We start from the raw sequence: 16,813 nt of genomic DNA, 5'->3' as shown, positions 1-16,813 counted from the left end.
GGCCTGGACCGCCAACTCGAGACAGTGCCGCGTCTCGGCCTCGTCCAGTGCGTAGAACTCACCGGTGTTCCCGTTAGGTGTCACGACGTCGACGCCGCCGGTGATCAGCCTGTGCACCAGTTTCAAGTAGGACTCCGGAGCCACGGCGCCGTCGGCGTCGAACGGGGTCACCGGGATGGCCACGACCCCGGCCGCCGTTTCCGCTCGTCGAACGGGGGAGGGACACTGGCATGTCCGATCTGATATATGATGCGACATCCCAGCTTCCAAAGACGGAGTTGTCCACACGTGGACAACCTGTGGACAACTCCGTCGAATGTCTACTTAGGACAGTGTGGTGAGGAAGGTTTCCAGCTGCTCGACGACGAACGCGTGATCGTCGGCTTGGGGCAGTCCCGAGACGCCGACGGTGCCGACCGGCCCCACGCCCTCGACGATCACCGGGAACACCCCGCCGTGGGCGGCGTACAGATCCGGGTCCAGCCGGGAAGCGGCTTCGAAGGTCGTGCCCTTCGCGCGGAACTGTTCGCCGACGAGGAACGAGCTGTGCCCGTAGCGGTCGACGACGCGGCTCTTGCGGTCGATCCACGCGTCGTTGTCGGCCGAGGTCCCCGGCAAGGCGGCGTGGAAGAGCCGCTGGCCACCGCGGCGCACGGAGACCGTCACCGGGAGGGCGCGGTCCCGTGCCGCCGCGAGCAGGTGGGCGCCCAGCCTCAGCGCGGTCTCGTGGTCGAACCGGCGGAAGACCAGGCGCTCCTCCTGTGCGGCCAGGACGGTCAAGGTGTCATCGCTCATGGCACCCATTAAATCAACACTGTTGTGTAAAGGCTACCGAAGCGCGTCCAAGGCGAAAGCGGCGTACATCGCGACGCCGTTGGCCATGGCGTCCTCGTCGAAGATCACGCGGTTCGAGTGGTTCGCCTCCGCCTTGTCCGGGTCGACGTCGGCCGGGCGGCCGCCGAGGAAGGCGAACGCGCCGGGAATCCGCTGCAGGACGTAGGAGAAGTCCTCCGCGCCCATCACCGGGTTGTCCATGGCCTCGGCGTTGCGGGCGCCGAGCACCTCGGCCGCCAGCTCCAGCACGCGTGCCGCGACCAGCGGATCGTTCACCGTGACCGGGTAGCCGGGGACGACTTCGGCGCTCACGCGGACGCCGTGCGCGGCGCCGACCGCTTCGCAGACCTTCGGCAGTTCCTCGCGGACGTACGCCTGCGTCCGGTCGGACAGCGTGCGGATCGTGCCCTCCAGGAACGCCGTCTCCGGGATGATGTTCGTCGTCGTGCCCGCCTCGATGCGGGTGACCGAGACCACCGCGGGCTCGAACACGCTCACCTTGCGGGTCACCATCGTCTGCAGCGCGCTGACCATCGCGGCCGCCGCCGGCACCGGGTCGATCGCCTGATGCGGCGCCGAGCCGTGCCCGCCCCGGCCGGTGACCTTCACGTGGAAGCTGTTCGCCGACGCCATGATCGGGCCCGGCCGCGTCTGGACGACGCCCGCTTCGACCTGCGAGAAGATATGCAGGCCGAACGCCTTCTCGACGCGCTCTCCCGCGGCTTCGAGCACGCCCTCGTGGATCATGTGGCGCGCGCCGTGTTCGCCTTCCTCGCCGGGCTGGAACATGAACACCACCGAACCGGCCAGCTCGTCGGCGTGCTCGCTGAGCAGCCGCGCGGCCGACGCCAGCATCGCGACGTGGGTGTCGTGCCCGCAGGCGTGCATCACGCCGTCTTCGTCGGAGGTGAAGTCGACGCCGGTGTCCTCCTGCAGCGGCAAGGCGTCCATGTCACCGCGGAGCAGGATCGCCGGACCGGGCTTCCCGCCGCGGAGGACGGCGGTCAGCGAGGTGGTCGATCTGCCCTCGATGATCTCCAGCGGCAGTCCTTCGAGGGCAGCCTTGATCGAGGCCTGGGTTTTCGGCAACTGGAGGCCGATCTCCGGATTCCGGTGGATCTCCCGGCGGAGCTCTACGGTTTTCGTCTGGAGCGCGCGGGCTTCCGCCAGCAATCCGGCGAAGCGCGCATCGGGGAGGGTGGGCAGGTCGGTGGGTCCGGTCATGTCTCGATAGTGGCGCATGCGGCGCTTCGGGCGCACCGTGCGTGCGTTCCGAAAGCGGGCGGAATACGGTGTGCGCATGGCGGTGCAAGAGCCGATCACGGGGTTCGCGGTGGCCGTGGTGCGGGAGGACGGTCGATGGCGGTGCAGCTCTCTTGATCCTGGGGCGCTCGCCGAACTCGACGCTGCGATCACTGAGCTCGGAAAACTGCGTTCGACCGGGGCCGCCTTCGGGCTGCTCGCGGTCGACGACGAGTTCTTCGTGATCGTCCGGCCGAGTCCCAGAGGGCCGGCGCTGCTGCTGTCCGACGCCGCCGCGGCGCTCGACTACGACATCGCCGCCGACGTCCTCGACGTGCTGAGAGTCGACCCGCCGGACGAGGACGACGACGCGGTCTGGCCGGAAGGCGATCTGGAGATCCTGGCCGATCTCGGACTGCCGGGGGCCGAACTCCAGGTGATCGTCGGCGAGGTCGACCTCTATCCGGACGAACAACTCCAGATGGTCGCGCAACGGTGCGGATTCGCCGCCGAGTTCACCAAGATCCTGGACGAGATCTGAGCCCCGCCGCCTCCGCCGCCGACATCGCCGCCGTCCGGGCGGCGATCGACGCGGCGCGAGGTGCGGGCGACGACGTGCCGATCGGGGCCGTCGTCCTGTCCCCGGACGGGATCCCGCTCGCCTCGGCGCGCAACGCCCGCGAAGAACTCGGCGACCCGACGGCGCACGCGGAGATCCTCGCGCTGCGGGCCGCGTCCAAGCTCTACGGCGACGGCTGGCGGCTCGAAGGCTGCACGCTCGCCGTGACGTTGGAACCGTGCACGATGTGCGCCGGCGCCCTCGTGATGGCCCGGGTCGCGAAGGTCGTCTTCGGCGCCTGGGAGCCCAAGACCGGGGCCGTGGGGTCGCTGTGGGACGTCGTCCGCGACCGGCGGCTCAGCCACCGCGCGGAAGTCGTCGGCGGCGTCCTGGAGGCCGAATGCGCGGCCCTGCTCGAAGGCTTCTTCCACGGGCAACGGGGTAACCGCACCGGGTGATGGATGTGTCGGATCCGGTGTGGTGGGTAACCCGGAGACAGGCGGCCGCAAACGGCGGCCGCAGTCGAAGGAGGAACGTCCGCCATGAGCGTTTTCGACAAGGCGAAGGACAAGGCCGAGCAGGCCATCGGCGCCGCCAAGGAGAAGCTCGGCGAGAAGACCGACAACCAGGACCTCGCGAACTCGGGCCGGGCCGACCAGACCGAAGGCCAGGTCAAGGAGACCGGGCACGACCTGCGCGACCGTGCCGAGGGTGGCGTGCAGGACCTCAAGGACAAGTTCAACAAATAGTCCGTACGCAGAAGAGCCGGTCTCCGTGGAGACCGGCTCTTCGCTGCGGTGGCGGTGGGATTTGAACCCACGGACGGTTATTAGCCGTCACACGATTTCGAGTCGTGCTCCTTCGGCCGCTCGGACACGCCACCGCCGAGAACAATACCGGAGGGTGTCGGCGGGCCTTCAGGGGGTCAAGAAAGCTGCGCGGTGATCTCGTCGATCGCCGCCGTCTGGTTCTCGACGATCTCCCGGGCGAGCGCCTTCGTCTCGGAGTGCTGTCCTGACGACAGCACGGTTTCGGCCATCGCGACGCCGTTGCGCAGGTGCTCCGCCATCAACGGGAGCCACGTCTTGTCGAACTCCGCGCCGGTCAGGTTCCGCAGCGAGGCGACCTGCCCGGCGGTGATCATCCCCGGCATCGTGTGCCCGGCGTGGCCCGCCGCGGGCAGCACGGCCGCGTTCCACGCTCGCAGCCAGCCCGTCATCGTCTGGACCTCGGCCGACTCCGCCTTGACGATCTTGGCCGCGGTGGTCTTCACGTATTCGGAAGCGGACCGTTCCGCGGCCAGGTTCGCGACCTGGATCGACTGCTGGTGATGCGGGACCATCTGCTGGGAGAAGGTGATGTCGGCCTGGTTGGCGCCCGGCGTCGCGGGTGCGGCACCCGTGGCCGTCGAACAGCCCGCGAGCACCCACACGACCAGCCCGAACAGTGCCATCGGCAGTCGCCGTCGCATCGATACCTCCGTAGTCAGGGGAAACCGGCCCCTCCCCTCCTGTGATACGGCTGTGACCTTCCGGCGGTTCAAAATCGGATTAGCCTTGGCGGGTATGACGGATCCGAAGACCGTGGTGACCGGTTTCCTCAAGGCCCTCGAAGAGTTCGACATCGACCGCGCGCTGGGCTTCGTCGCGATCGACATCGTCTATCAGAACGTCCCGCTGCCCCCGGCCCGTGGTCTTTCGGCGGTGGAGAAGCAGTTGCGCGCCATGGCCCGCTACGGAAGCGGGTTCGAGGCGCGCACCCACCACATCGCCGCGGACGGCCCGATCGTGCTCACCGAGCGCACCGACGTCCTGCGACGCGGTTCGTGGGAGGCCGAGTTCTGGGTGTGCGGCACGTTCGAGGTGCGCGACGGCCGGATCGTGCTGTGGCGCGACTACTTCGACTGGACGACCTTCCTGGCCGCCAGCGCGAAAGGCGCCGGCAAGGCGGCGGTCGCCGGGGCGAAGTCGCTCATCGGGAAGTACAAGGCCCGGCGGGAACTCGGGAGCGGCGAGGACGGTGATGAACCCACCCCGTCCTCGCCACTCACGAGGCGGAAATGACACACCGCCGGTATACGGGCTCCGTCCTCCCCCGACGGGTCCCGTGTACCGGCGGTGCACCCCCAGTTCCCCCTGCTCGCCCTCCCCGGCGAGCGTCAGAAGGTCAGGTGGCGGTCCGCGAGCCGCTCGCCCAGGTCGGCCTCGCGCAGCACGGTGTCGAGCCGTGCCCCGCCGAAATGGGCCACCGGGCGTCCGCCGCGTTTCCGGTCGCGCAGATCGACGGTCAGCGCGATGCTCAGCAGCAGAACCAGTGTCGTACCGACGACGGTGAGCCAGTTCATCGGACACCTCCTCCGGCGACGTGAGGGAGGAATCGTGTCCTCGCTCACGTCGTCAAAGGTAGCTCCGGAAATACCGGGTTGTACCCGGACTTGAGGTTCATTTAAGGCAGGGGAACCCCAATGGACTATTTGCGCGGGGCTCCCGCGACATAAATGTCACCGTCGGCCACGGAGACGTCACGCGCACTGGACGCGCCGGTCGCGAGAATGCGCGCGGGATCCCGGAAACCGGTGATCATTTCCACGCGCTGGACCGGTTTCGGTGTGGTGATCACGGTTTCCGGCTTCCAGACACGGCCGTTCTCGAGCAGGAACGTTTCGATGCCCGGTTGTCCGTCGCGGGTGCCGTAAACGCGCCAAGTGCCGCCATTGAGCTGTTCGATCTCGCGCAATCGGAGTCCGTTCGCGACTTCGCGCACTTCCCAGTCCCGCCCGTTCCACGCGCCCGCGAAATCGCGCGGCGAACCCGCGGCGTCGAACCGGAACCACGTGACGAACGGTTTGCCGTCGCGTTGGGTGCCGACCTGCAGGATGTAATCCGGCGATTTGAGCCCGCCGGGGAGTTCGAGCGGGGTTTCGGCGACTTTGAGGTACCGCTCCTGCTCGGCGTCGTCGACCTGCGTGCCGAGATCGCGGCCCGCCGCGGAGAAGAAGCGCAGGGTGCGGACGTCGAACGACAGGTAGTAGACGTTGCGGTGGTAGACGTCGTGCTTGTGCTGCGAGGGCCCGCCACCCGCGAGTGTGTAGACGAACTGGATCCGCCCGGAAGACGGCAGGTACCGCAGCTGCCCGACGTAGATCTCGTCCATGTGGTCGGTCCTGCCCAGCGAGCCGAACGCCCACTGCTTTCCGGTCAGCCGCACGGAGTTCTTCCATGTCTTCCCGTGGTCGCGGGAGACGAGGTACTTCATCGGACGGAAGTCGGAATTCGCCGCCGGATCCAGTTCCCTGGTCGTCTCGCGGTAGAACAGGAACAACGTGCCGTCGGTGGTCTTGACCGGCATCGGGTAGCTCGCCGCGTCGCCCTCGGGGACCTCGGTGTCCGTCCAGGTGCCCTCGAGGGAATGGGCGCGCGGCGCACGGCTGAGCACGGTCCGCGTGTTGTGCATGCCGCGGAAGATCAGCAGATGCCCGTCGCCCGCCAGCAGCATCGTCGGGTAGTTGTGCGGGTCGGATTCGCCGTCGGCGATCTTCTTCGGCGCGGTCCAGACGCCGGTCCGGTGGTCGTAGGCCTGGACGTAGGTGTCCGCGGCCTTGCCGGACCACGAGATGAACGTCTTGCGTGCGACCGGGTCGAAGATCGCGCCCGCGTTCGGCCGCCGGTCGGTGCGGGACGCGACCGTGCTCGCCGGGGTCATCACCTCGAACGCGGCCTTCTCCGGTGGCTTGGCGGCCGCTTGGGGAACCGGGGTCACGAGACCCGCCGCGATGAGCGCGCAAAGCAGTCTGCGCATGAGGACGCCTCCTGGTGCGTTACAGGCGGCGGAGTTCGATCTTCTCACGGGAGAACACGGCGGATCCAGGGTCCGAACGGGCTAGCGGTGACGAATCGTTGTCTTGTCGTCTTCCTCATTTCACTTGCCCGGGGGAGTATTCCTCGACCGATCCGGTGAAGAGGGGACTCAGCGTGACCACATCCCGACGTGCTGCTCGAAGACGTGCCCTGACCATGGCCGTCGCCTCCGGGCTGGTCGTGAGCGGTACTGCCATCACAGCCGCTCCGGCCGCGCTCGCCGCGCCCAGCGCCGACGCCGTGATCGCCGAGGTCTACGGCGGTGGCGGCAACTCGGGTGCCACGCTGACCAACGACTTCGTCGAACTCGCCAACCGCGGCGCGGCCGCCGTGCGCCTCGACGGGTTCAGCGTCCAGTACGCGCCCGCTTCAGGAAACAGCTGGCAGGTCACGCCGCTGACCGGCGGTATCGCGCCGGGCGCGCGGTACCTCGTGGCGCAGGCGAAGGGCGCGGGCGGCACCGTCGCGCTGCCGGCGCCGGACGCCACCGGTTCGCTGGCCCTGTCCGCGACCGCCGGCACCATCGCGCTCGTCCAGGGCACCACGGCGCTGACCTGCAAGACGGCCGCCGACTGCGCGGCGGACACCCGCATCAAGGACCTGGTCGGCTTCGGCTCGGCCGCCACCGTCCGCGAGGGCACCGCGGCGCCCGCGCCGTCCAACACCGCGTCGGTAGCCAGGGGGACGACGCTCGCGGACACCGACGACAACGCCGTGGACTTCATCTCCGGGGCGCCCACCCCGACGAACGGCAAGGGTGAGACACCGGGCGAGACCGGCCCGCCGCCGGTGACCGCCAAAATCCACGAAATCCAGGGCACCACCCGGATCTCGCCGTTCAAGGACCGCAAGGTCGCCGGGGTCACCGGTGTGGTGACCGCGATCCGGAGCTTCGGTTCGGCCCGCGGGTTCTGGCTCACCGGCACCGCTCCCGACGCCGACCCGCGCACCAGCGAGGGCCTGTTCGTCTTCACCGGCTCGACCACCCCCGCCGTGGTCGTCGGCGACGCGGTGACCGCCGCCGGTACCGTCCGCGAGTTCTACCCGGACGCGCCCGCGACCTCGCCGTACCAGTCGCTCACCGAGCTGACGAGTGCACAGTGGACGGTTGATTCGAGCGGGAACGCCTTGCCCGCCGCGACCGTCGTCACGCCGGAAACGGTCCCGGACACCGTCGCCCCCGCGCCCGGCGGCAGCATCGAGCCGTTGCCGCTGGAGCCGGCGAAGTACTCGCTGGACTTCTGGGAGACGCACGAAAGCGAGATCGTCAGTGTCTCCGACGCGCGCGTCGTCGGCCCGACGTCGAGGTTCAACGAGCTCTACGTGACCACCAAGCCGAAGCAGAACCCGAGCGTCCGCGGCGGCGCGGTGTACCTGGACTACGACCGGCTCAACACCGGCGTGCTCAAGGTCGCGTCGCTGATCCCGTTCGCCGAGCAGCCGTTCCCGACGGTCAACACCGGTGACGTGCTCACCGGTGAGACCTCCGGTCCGGTCGAGTACGGCAACTTCGGCGGTTACACGCTGTTCGCGACGAAGCTCGGTGCCGCCAAGGACAACGGGTTGCGGCGTGAAAGCACCCGCGCGCAGCGCGGCGGTGAGCTTTCGGTGGCGACCTACAACGTCGAGAACCTGTCCGCTTTGGACGGTGCGGAGAAGTTCGGCGAACTCGCCAAGGCGATCGCCACCAACCTGGCGAAGCCGGACATCCTGAACCTGGAGGAGATCCAGGACAACAACGGGCCGGCGAACGACGGCACCGTCGCCGCCGATCAGACGTTGCGGAAGTTCGCCGACGCGATCGTCGCCGCCGGTGGACCGCGCTACGAATGGCGCCAGATCGACCCGGTGAACGGCGAGGACGGTGGCCAGCCGGGCGGCAACATCCGCGTCGGCTTCCTGTTCAACCCGGCCCGCGTGTCCTTTGTGGACCGACCGGGCGGTACCGCGACCACTCCCGTCGACGTGGTCAAGGAACGCGGCAAGACCCACCTGACCGTCTCGCCCGGCCGCGTCGACCCGGCGAACGAGGCCTGGGAGTCCAGCCGTAAACCGCTGGCCGGCGAGTTCGTCTTCCAGGGCCGCACCGTGTTCGTCATCGCGAACCACTTCAACTCCAAGGGCGGCGACCAGCCGACCCACGGCCGCAACCAGCCGCCGGTCCGGAGTTCCGAGGTGCAGCGCGTCAAGCAGGCGACCGTGCTCCGCGGTTTCGTCGACAAGCTGCTCGCGTCGGACAAGAACGCGAACATCGTGGTCGCCGGTGACATCAACGACTACCCGTTCTCGCCCGCCGTGCGGACGCTGACCGCCGGTGGCGCGCTCAAGGACATCATCGCTTCGCTGCCCGAGAACGAGCGGTACAGCTACGTCTTCGAGGGTCAGTCGCAGGTGCTGGACCACATCCTGGCGTCGAAGGCGCCACGCGGACTCGACTACGACGTCGTCCACCTGAACGCGGAGTTCGCGAAGCAGGCGAGCGACCACGACCCGCAGGTGCTGCGGTTCCGGCCGAGCGCCGGCAACCCCGTCCTGGACGCGTTCCACGACCTGGCGGACTACCTGGAGAAGGTGCTCGGCCCTTACCTGCCGAAGCCCTGATCCGCCGGCAAGCACGTGAGTTCCGGCTCCAGTCACGCGTGATCCGCCGGCAAGCACGCGTGTTCCGGCTCCAGTCACGCGTGTTCCGGCTCCAGTCACGCGTGTTCCGGCTCCAGTCACGCGTGATCCGGCTCCAGCCACGCGTGATCCGGCCCTGATCACGCGTGTCGTCCCTCTGCTCACGCGTGCCGTCCCGACGCGCAGGCGTGATCAGAGGGCGCACACGCGTGATTGGGGGCGTAACTCGCGTGACTGGGGACGTAATTCGCGTGATTGGGGGCGTGCCTCGCGTGATTGGGGGCGTGCCTCGCGTGGCTGGGGGCGTGACACGCGTGATCAGGAGCGTTTCGCGCGCCAGCCCAGCGAAAGCACGGCCTGTACGAGTTCCTGGTAGCTCGGCTTGACCTCTTCCAGGTACTTCTCCAGATACCCGGGCCGCGCGGTCGGCACCGGCCGCGGGTCTTCGTCGTCGGGCAGCCACGAGAGCCCTTCGACGTTGTGCTGCGCCATCTTCCACCAGCGGGTGCACCGGTCGACGGCGCGCTGCTCGCGTTCGGCGGCGTTCGCGACGGCCTGATGCGCCTCGGCGAGCCGGGCCTCCAGTTCGTCCGCGCGGCCGATCTCCCAGTTGCGGAGGTTCTCCGCCGAAGCGCGCGCGCGGCCGACGATCTCCTTGTACCGCATGGCCGCGGTGATGCCGTCATCCATCGAGAAGCCCTTCCGGACGCTGGAACGGGATGATCACCTCAGGGGCGCCGTGGGTGGTGCGGTCGAAGAACAGCGCCCGGCCCGGTCGCGGCGACCAGTGCACGACCTGTCCCGCGGCGAACGGCGAGAGTTCGTTGCCCTGGACGTCCAGAGCCGCCCAGGTACCGATGTCGTCGGTGCCCGCGAACCCGAGGGTGTCCTTCAGCCGGGCGATGCTGCGCCACCACCCGATGGTGTGGACGCCGTGCGTCGGCCCCTGCTTCAGCAACACCCTCAGCTGATCCAAGCCGCTCTTGAGCTGACCGGGTGCCTTCGCCTCCAGCGCGGGGATCGAGGCGTCGACGCCGTACAGAAGCAGCACCTGCGCTTTGTCCAAAGAGGACAAATTCTCCGCGATATCGATTACCCGGGCGGGCAAATCGTCGACCAGTGTCGCTTCGTGTCCCTCCGCGCGCAGGCGCTCGGCAAGCTCGGCCACCGCGGGGACGGAGGCTTCGATGGGACACGAGAGCACGAACTCCACCGACGCGTAGCGATACTGGCGGGCCAGCGATCGAGCGGCGGAGTCCATGATGGACAGTGCCTCCGCCGTGGCCGCGCCGAGGACGGCGACGTTCCGGCCCGGTGCCTTCGGCAGATCGACCCCGCAGGGAGCCTCGTCGACGTCGATGGACTGGCCGAGCAGCGCTCGCGGTTTGTCCGTCGGCTTCAGTTCGGTGAACGCCGGGAACCGTTCCAGCACCGGGGAATGCGCGCCGTCGAACAGCCGGGGCCGCTTGAACGACTCCGAGTACCGTTCCCAAAGCCGGTGCTGCAGCTTGTTGAAGACGTCCTTGCTGCTCGCGTCCGGTACGTGGGCGAGCTGATTCCCGTGTGCCACACCGGAATCGTGGTTGATCACCGCGTGCCACTTCGGCGCCGAGACCGCCGCGTTGTTGGTCTCGGACAGCACTCGCCGCGCCTTCGGCATCGCGATCCGCAGCGTGCACTGCTCGAACACCGCCGGTTTGCCCCAGAAGGCCTCGATCCCGGCGACGTCCTGGCTCGCCAGCACCAGGTGGATGCCTTGGGACCGGCCTCGCCGCGCGATGTCCTCCAGCAGCTGGGTCGCGGTCGCCGTCACGCCGTCGCGGCCGGCGAACAGGTACTGGAATTCGTCGATCACCGCGACGATCCGCGGCCAGTGGCCGCCGGGGTCCTGTTCGCGCAGGTCCGCGAGGTTGGTGACCTCGTGCAGTTTCGCCGCGGCGGACCGGCGGCGCAGCTCGTCGGCGAGGAAGCGCAGCAGCGCCAGGCCGAACTCGCGGTCGGTGTTGACGTTGACCCCGATGAGTTTGGCGTGCGGCAGCCAGCTGGCGTCCCGCCGCCCCGGCGCGAGCCCGGCGAACGACACGCCTTCCTTGAAGTCCAGCAGGTACAGCGCGAGCTCGTCCGGCGAATACCGCGCCGAGAGGCTTCCGAGCAGCGAGTACAGGAAGTTCGTCTTCCCCGAACCGCTCGGTCCGCCGATGAGCACGTGCGGGCTGGCGTCACCGATGACGACCTCCACCGGCTCGCCCTCGAAGAACCCGACGGGCGCCCGCAGTTCCCGCGCCGAACTCTCCTTGCCCAGTTCGGTGGGCAGCAGATCGGCGAACGCGCGGGGCCCGCCCTGTTTGGCGATCAGCGCCTCGGCGATCCGCCCGGCGGCCCGGATGACCTGCCCGGACGGCATCGGCGGATCGAGGTCGACGATCAGGTCAGGGCCGGTCATGCTGCTCGTCGCGTGCCGGTCGTCGTGCAGGCTCAGCGATTCGACCGACGTCGACAGCATGGTCGGCACGTCGATCAGGATCAGGCAGATCCCGGCCGCGAGCGCCCCGGAGGCGACGCGTTTCAGCTCGCGGGCACGTTCCGGCTCGAGGGTCTCGCCGTTGCCGTAGAGCACCGCGACGCGGAACGGTTCGACGCGCTGGCCACTCGCCCGCCGGATCTCCCGCAGCGACGTGTGCCCCGCCTGCATCCCGGTGGCGTGGATGCGGCGGATGTGCCCGGCCAGCTCGTCGAGGAGGTCCTCGAGCCGTCCGGGGTCGTACAGGGTGAGCGCGCTCGTGCGGCTCAGCGGATACAGGTCGGGCAGGATCGCGGTCAGCTGCCCGACGTCCCACAGATGGACGCGCACCGCGCCGGGTTCGAACGTGCTCAGGATCCGCGTCAGCAGGTTCTGCACGATGCCGTCCACCGCGGCGCGGGTCTTCGGTGCCGAGGTGATGGACAGATGTGACTCGTCGAGCAGGGGCACCGCGACGTCGAACGTGCGCGGCACGTCCCTGCCCTGCACGGTCGCCGAGCCGACGCGCCACAGCCCTGGCGCGGTGATGCCGGGATTTCCGCCGACGCGGCCGAGCCAGTTGCCCGGCGGCTGGCTCGCGGGACCCGGCGCGTTGTGCGCGACGAGTTCGCGCAACTCGTTCGGGCCCGCTTCCCAATCCGCGTAGAACTGGCCGCGCACGGTGCCGAGCAGGCCGAACACCTCGTTCGCGGCGGGGTGCCGCGACCATTCGGTGTACTGCTCCGAGGTGGAGTTGTTCATCCCCACCCGGACTATGTGCTGTTCCAGTTCCAGTTTGGCCAGTTCCGCCTCGGCGGACCCGCGGGCGCCGGCGGCGGCGCCGAGGACGAGTCCGATCTGGTGCCGGACCCGCTCCAGCGCCGTAACGACGCGATTGCGCTGTTCACTCGCTTTGCTGCCCATACCGGCTCGCCGATCTCAGAGGCGTGATTGGTAACCGCTGACCAGGTCGTCAGCGGCGGAAAGGCGCGTCAGGAGGTTTTCGATCCCCTCGTCGGCCTGCGCCAGCTGCGACGGCACCCATGGAACGGCTTGGGCCTGTGGTTCCACAAGAGCGCGCCGGGATTCCTCGAGCAGGCTTCTGGCCCGCTCGGCATGGGCACGTCCGTCGGCGAGGCCGGTTTGGACGGCCGTCAACAGCTGATGCAGTTCTTCGAGGTACATGCGCTACAGGCGGGTCGAGTAGGACTCGGCCGACGAAATGCCCGCCTGGATGGTGCTCTGCATACCGGTGATGCCCTGCAGTGCCTCGGCGAGAAGCCCGTGCGCCTGGCTCACCTCGTGCTGGGTGCTGCCCTGGGTGGCCTGGGAAAGCGAAAGCTGTGCTTCTTCGAGAGACTGCGCTGCCTGCTGAAGTGCGGCGATGCTCGCGGATGCCTTCTCGTTCGCGAGCGCGATACCAGCGCGGATCTCTTCGACTCCGGCCATCTTGGCGGACTCCTTGGGACGTCGGGGGCTGGAACGACCACTGTTAAACTTAGCGTGATCAACTGACTCTGTTAAGTGAAGGTCCTGCTAACTAATCAACAAGGCCCCGGACGTCGGAACGTCCGGGGCCTTGCTGACGGCGGAGGATACAGGATTCGAACCTGCGAGGGCGTGAACCCAACACGCTTTCCAAGCGTGCGCCTTAGGCCGCTCGGCCAATCCTCCGTGGGGAACTTTACCGGATGCCCTTTCGTCTCCGCGAAGGCGGGTCTGACCTGCGTTCGCGGCTTTCGGGCTCAGGCGGGCGCGGAAGCGAGAACGTCGGCGACGACGCAGGTGATGTTGTCCGGTCCGCCGCCTTCGTTGGCCAGGTCGATCAGCCTCGGGACGGTCTCGGCGGGCTCTCGGAAGGCGCCGAGGACGTCCTTGATAACGGTTTCGACAACCGTTGCCGTTAACCCGTCCGAGCACAGCAGGAGACGGTCCCCGGGGGCGGCGTCGAAGGCCCAGATGTCCGCTTCGCCGCTTCCGGTGCTCAGAAGTGCCTTCATCAACAGCGAGCCACGAGGGTGTCCCTCGACCTCCGACGGGTCGATGCGGCCGTCGTCCGCGAGCGCCTGCGCGAGGGTGTGATCGCGGGTGAAGCGCTGGAGCGTTCCTCCGCGGAGGAGGTACCCCTTGGAGTCGCCGATGTGGGCGGCCGTGAAGTGCGAGCCGTCGAACAGCAGCGCCGTCAGGGTGGTGCCCATGCCCCGCGTCTCGGGCTCCTGCTCGGCCGTCGCGGCGAGCCGTTCGTCGATGGTGCGCAGGCCGCCGGAGAGCACCTCGGCCAGGTCGACCCGCGCGAGGTCGAAACCGCCGAGGTCGGCGTCGAGCCGGGACAGGACGCCGACCGCCTCGGCGCTGGCCACCTCGCCGTGCGGCTGGCCGCCGATGCCGTCGGCGACGGCCAGCATCCTGGCGCTGGCGTAGACCGAGTCCTGGTTGACCTGGCGGCGCCGCCCGACGTCCGAGCCGGCGGCGTACCGAAGGGTGTGCCTCATGGACCCCAGTAAAGCAGTTGTGTACTGAGTTCACAAACAAAGGGTTGGAATGCTCAGCTGTCGGTTAAGATGCGCCGATGGAGGAGCAAGCCACCGTCAGCGCGGCGGACATCGCGCGGATCGCCGGCGTCGGCCGCGCCGCGGTGAGCAACTGGCGTCGACGTTACGGCGATTTTCCGCCGCCCGTCGGCGGGACGGCGTCGAGCCCTCTCTTTTCGCTGGTCACCGTCGAGAACTGGCTGCGCGAGCGGGGGAAGCCGTTCGAGATCTCCCTCGGCGACCGGATCTGGCAGCGGCTGCGGAACCTCGGCGACGACCTGTCGCTGGGCCTGCGGGTCGGCCGGGTGGGGTCGTACCTGTCGCGGCCAGGCGAGTGGATTGTTTCGTCCCGCTACGACGACGCCGAACTGCTCGGCCTGCTGGACCGCTTCGCCGACGAGCGGGGCGCGCGCGAGGCCTACGAGTTCCTGTGCGAACGCTACGTCGAGGCGCACTCGCGTCAGCTGTCCGTCACCCCCGAGCCGATGGCCGCGCTGATGTCCCGCCTCATCGGTCCCGCGCCCGGCGTCGTGCTCGACCCCGCGTGCGGGCTCGGGACCCTGCTGCTCGCCTCCGGCGGGACCCGGCTGCTCGGTCAGGTCGACGATCCGGCGACCTCGTGCATCGCCGCGCACCGGCTGCTGCTCGCGGGGGCCGACATGGAGATGTACGGCGCCGACGCGCTGTCGATGGACTCCTACGAAGGGGTTCTCGCGGACGCCGTTGTCTGCGATCCGCCGTTCAACGAACGCGAATGGGGCTACGACGACCTCGTCGGCGACCCGCGCTGGGAGTACGGCCAGCCGCCGCGCGGCGAACCGGAACTGGCTTGGGTCCAGCACTGTCTCGCCCATGTGAAGCCCGGCGGGCTGGTCGCGATCCGCATGCCGCCCGCCGCCGCCGGCCGCCGCACCGGACGGCGGATCCGCGGGAACCTGTTGCGGGCCGGGGCTTTGCGCGCGGTGGTGACCGTCGGCGGTGCGGACCTCTGGCTGTTGCGGCGTCCGGAACCCGGGGAGCGGCCCCCGTCCCGTCTTCTCCTGTCGGCCGATCCGTCCATTGTGGAGGAACAGTGGCGGGCGCATCTGCGCGGCGCCGAGGTGCCGGGCACGGTCCGGATCATCGACCTGCTCGACGAGGAGGTCGACCTTTCCCCGGCGCGGAACCAGGCACGAGACGTGCATGCGGGTGAGGCTTTCCTCGAAGTGCGAAGGAATTTCGACGCGATCCGACCGGAATTGCCGTCGTTGACGGTTTCCGGCGAGAGGCCCGCGTTCACCACGATCGGCGAGCTGCTGAAGTCCGGGGTGCTCATGGTGCCGGAGTCGGTGGAAGAGGGCGACGTCGTCGCGTCGCCCGCCGTGCCCGCGTATGTCCACAGTGGAGAGACGGTCGCGGTGGAGCCGCCGATGTCGAAGTACCGCACCGATCCCGAACGGCTGGACGCCGCGTTCCTCGCCGGTTGCCTGCGCGCGGCCGGGCAGCTCGCGCCGACGTCGTCGACCAGGATCGACCTCAAGCGCACCCGGATCCCGCGCCTGCCCATCGAGACGCAGCGGGCCTACGGGGAGGCGTTCACCCGTCTCGCCGCCTTCGAGGACGCCCTGCGCGAGGCGGCGGAATCGGGCCTGGAGCTGGTGCGGCTAGGCTTGGCGGGACTCACGGAGGGTCAACTGAGGCCGGGGAATGGATAGTTGCTGGAAGCTTCTCCGTTGAGGGTGGTGGTGAGGGGGACGAGGTTGCTGATCGCCGATCGCTACGAACTCGACGAGCTGCCGCTCGGCCGGGGTGGGATGGGCGCGGTCTACGCGGGCCACGACCGGCATCTCGGCCGCCGCGTGGCGGTGAAATTCCTCGGGCTCCCCGGCGGTCCGGACGCCGAACTCGAACAGCGGTTCATTCGCGAGGCGCGGATCCTCGCGACCCTGGAACACGCGGGCGCGCCGACGCTGTACGACTTCGGCACCTACGACGAGCGGCTGTACCAGGTCATGCAGTTCATCGAAGGCGTGACCGTCGCCGATCTCGCCGCCGAACACGGGCCGCTGCCGGTGCCGTGGGCGGCCGCGATCGCGGCGCAGGCCTGCGCCGTGCTGTCCGCCGCGCACGCGCTTTCCATCTGTCACCGCGATCTCAAGCCCACCAACCTGATGCTGTGCCCCGACGCCCACGTGAAGGTGCTCGACTTCGGGCTCGCGATGCTGCGTGAGACCGACGTCGCCCAGTTCACCCGCGCCGGGCAGATCCTGGGCACCCCCGCGTACATGGCGCCCGAGCAGATCCAGCGCGGGATCGCCGGGCCGCGCAGCGATCTGTACGCGCTGGGCTGCGTCCTGCACGAAATGCTGACCGGCAGGCAGCTCTTCACCGGCCCGACGGCGTACGCGGTCTTCGAAAAGCAGGTCAAGGAGAGCCCGGCCGAAGTGGACGGTGTCCCGGATGGACTGAAGGTGCTGCTCGCGGATCTTCTGGAGAAGGACCCGGAACGGCGTCCGTCCGACGCGGACGAACTGTTCGGGCGGCTGGCCGTGTTCGCGCGGGACCTCCCGCCGCTGCCCGGATATCTGGACGAAGGCGCCAATCCGGGCCGGATGTACGCGCGGGTCGTCGGCCGCGTGCCCTGAGACGCGATCGTGACCTTCCGATCAACAACCCCGGACGGGTGCGCTTC

General features: G+C 68.9%; 17 protein-coding genes, 2 tRNA genes and 1 pseudogene. 7 read left to right on the top strand and 13 right to left on the bottom strand.

The window, feature by feature from the left end; genetic code table 11:
* Positions 1–15: 15 nt before the first annotated feature.
* From ACZ6DT_RS01150 to ACZ6DT_RS01140, 3 genes and pseudogenes are all read right to left on the bottom strand, one after another.
* Positions 16–258 (bottom strand): annotated as a pseudogene (locus ACZ6DT_RS01150) (dihydrodipicolinate synthase family protein); the annotation flags it as partial.
* A 66-nt stretch (positions 259–324) separates the two neighbouring features.
* Positions 325–795, bottom strand: coding sequence for a heme-degrading domain-containing protein (locus ACZ6DT_RS01145; RefSeq protein ID WP_465586849.1), 471 nt, complete (start codon positions 793–795; stop codon positions 325–327).
* A 33-nt stretch (positions 796–828) separates the two neighbouring features.
* A complete protein-coding gene (locus ACZ6DT_RS01140; protein ID WP_465586847.1) occupies positions 829–2,058 on the bottom strand; it encodes a M20 metallopeptidase family protein in 1,230 nt (409 codons plus the stop codon).
* Between the two features lie 76 nt (positions 2,059–2,134).
* Between ACZ6DT_RS01140 and ACZ6DT_RS01135 the strand changes: the two genes are divergently transcribed.
* The 3 genes from ACZ6DT_RS01135 to ACZ6DT_RS01125 all read left to right on the top strand — a co-directional run bounded on the left by ACZ6DT_RS01135 (position 2,135) and on the right by ACZ6DT_RS01125 (position 3,384).
* Positions 2,135–2,617, top strand: a complete 483-nt coding sequence (locus ACZ6DT_RS01135; protein ID WP_465586844.1) for a tRNA adenosine deaminase-associated protein — start codon at positions 2,135–2,137, stop codon at positions 2,615–2,617.
* A gap of 23 nt (positions 2,618–2,640) precedes the next feature.
* Positions 2,641–3,093, top strand: coding sequence for a nucleoside deaminase (locus ACZ6DT_RS01130; protein WP_465588758.1), 453 nt, complete (start codon positions 2,641–2,643; stop codon positions 3,091–3,093).
* 84 nt (positions 3,094–3,177) lie between these two features.
* Positions 3,178–3,384 (top strand): CsbD family protein, encoded by a 207-nt coding sequence (locus ACZ6DT_RS01125; protein WP_034314526.1) that lies wholly within the window; start codon positions 3,178–3,180, stop codon positions 3,382–3,384.
* Positions 3,385–3,430: 46 nt separating this feature from the next.
* Here ACZ6DT_RS01125 and ACZ6DT_RS01120 read toward each other — a convergent pair.
* Positions 3,431–3,518: transfer RNA gene (locus tag ACZ6DT_RS01120), tRNA-Ser, on the bottom strand.
* A gap of 42 nt (positions 3,519–3,560) precedes the next feature.
* Positions 3,561–4,106: a DUF305 domain-containing protein gene (locus ACZ6DT_RS01115; RefSeq protein WP_465586841.1), complete on the bottom strand. Its 546-nt coding sequence runs from the start codon at positions 4,104–4,106 to the stop codon at positions 3,561–3,563.
* Positions 4,107–4,200: 94 nt separating this feature from the next.
* Between ACZ6DT_RS01115 and ACZ6DT_RS01110 the strand changes: the two genes are divergently transcribed.
* The gene (locus ACZ6DT_RS01110; protein ID WP_465586839.1) at positions 4,201–4,698 is read left to right on the top strand and encodes a limonene-1,2-epoxide hydrolase family protein; all 498 of its coding nucleotides are present in this window, start codon (positions 4,201–4,203) and stop codon (positions 4,696–4,698) included.
* Between the two features lie 95 nt (positions 4,699–4,793).
* On the opposite strand, the gene ACZ6DT_RS01105 is transcribed toward ACZ6DT_RS01110, so the two are convergent.
* Both ACZ6DT_RS01105 and ACZ6DT_RS01100 read right to left on the bottom strand, forming a co-directional pair.
* Positions 4,794–4,979, bottom strand: a complete 186-nt coding sequence (locus tag ACZ6DT_RS01105) for a hypothetical protein (protein ID WP_465586836.1) — start codon at positions 4,977–4,979, stop codon at positions 4,794–4,796.
* A gap of 125 nt (positions 4,980–5,104) precedes the next feature.
* Positions 5,105–6,433, bottom strand: coding sequence for a BNR-4 repeat-containing protein (locus ACZ6DT_RS01100; protein ID WP_465586833.1), 1,329 nt, complete (start codon positions 6,431–6,433; stop codon positions 5,105–5,107).
* A 215-nt stretch (positions 6,434–6,648) separates the two neighbouring features.
* Between ACZ6DT_RS01100 and ACZ6DT_RS01095 the strand changes: the two genes are divergently transcribed.
* Positions 6,649–9,093 carry an endonuclease/exonuclease/phosphatase family protein gene (locus tag ACZ6DT_RS01095; protein ID WP_465588755.1) on the top strand — a complete coding sequence of 815 codons (2,445 nt, stop codon included), beginning with the start codon at positions 6,649–6,651 and terminating at the stop codon, positions 9,091–9,093.
* Between the two features lie 336 nt (positions 9,094–9,429).
* On the opposite strand, the gene ACZ6DT_RS01090 is transcribed toward ACZ6DT_RS01095, so the two are convergent.
* From ACZ6DT_RS01090 to ACZ6DT_RS01065, 6 genes are all read right to left on the bottom strand, one after another.
* Positions 9,430–9,801: a hypothetical protein gene (locus tag ACZ6DT_RS01090; RefSeq protein WP_465586831.1), complete on the bottom strand. Its 372-nt coding sequence runs from the start codon at positions 9,799–9,801 to the stop codon at positions 9,430–9,432.
* Positions 9,794–12,535 carry an FtsK/SpoIIIE domain-containing protein gene (locus ACZ6DT_RS01085; protein WP_465586828.1) on the bottom strand — a complete coding sequence of 914 codons (2,742 nt, stop codon included), beginning with the start codon at positions 12,533–12,535 and terminating at the stop codon, positions 9,794–9,796. The genes ACZ6DT_RS01090 and ACZ6DT_RS01085 overlap by 8 nt, the downstream gene beginning before the upstream one ends.
* 15 nt (positions 12,536–12,550) lie before the next feature.
* Positions 12,551–12,796 carry a hypothetical protein gene (locus tag ACZ6DT_RS01080; RefSeq protein ID WP_125784931.1) on the bottom strand — a complete coding sequence of 82 codons (246 nt, stop codon included), beginning with the start codon at positions 12,794–12,796 and terminating at the stop codon, positions 12,551–12,553.
* Between the two features lie 3 nt (positions 12,797–12,799).
* Positions 12,800–13,060 (bottom strand): hypothetical protein, encoded by a 261-nt coding sequence (locus tag ACZ6DT_RS01075; protein WP_005167132.1) that lies wholly within the window; start codon positions 13,058–13,060, stop codon positions 12,800–12,802.
* Positions 13,061–13,200: 140 nt separating this feature from the next.
* Positions 13,201–13,285, bottom strand: a tRNA-Ser gene (locus tag ACZ6DT_RS01070).
* A 71-nt stretch (positions 13,286–13,356) separates the two neighbouring features.
* The gene (locus ACZ6DT_RS01065; protein WP_465586825.1) at positions 13,357–14,103 is read right to left on the bottom strand and encodes a PP2C family protein-serine/threonine phosphatase; all 747 of its coding nucleotides are present in this window, start codon (positions 14,101–14,103) and stop codon (positions 13,357–13,359) included.
* Positions 14,104–14,180: 77 nt separating this feature from the next.
* On the opposite strand from ACZ6DT_RS01065, the gene ACZ6DT_RS01060 reads away from it, so the two are divergent.
* Together ACZ6DT_RS01060 and ACZ6DT_RS01055 are read left to right on the top strand one after the other, a co-directional pair.
* The gene (locus ACZ6DT_RS01060; RefSeq protein ID WP_465586822.1) at positions 14,181–15,836 is read left to right on the top strand and encodes an N-6 DNA methylase; all 1,656 of its coding nucleotides are present in this window, start codon (positions 14,181–14,183) and stop codon (positions 15,834–15,836) included.
* A 45-nt stretch (positions 15,837–15,881) separates the two neighbouring features.
* On the top strand, positions 15,882–16,766 hold the full coding sequence (locus ACZ6DT_RS01055) for a serine/threonine-protein kinase (protein WP_465586820.1): 885 nt from the start codon (positions 15,882–15,884) through the stop codon (positions 16,764–16,766).
* Positions 16,767–16,813 lie beyond the last annotated feature (47 nt).

The sequence above is a fragment of the Amycolatopsis sp. NPDC041971 genome (assembly GCF_055588925.1).
The sequence above is the reverse complement of the archived record's forward strand: the minus strand, read 5'-3'. Positions and strand labels throughout refer to the sequence as shown.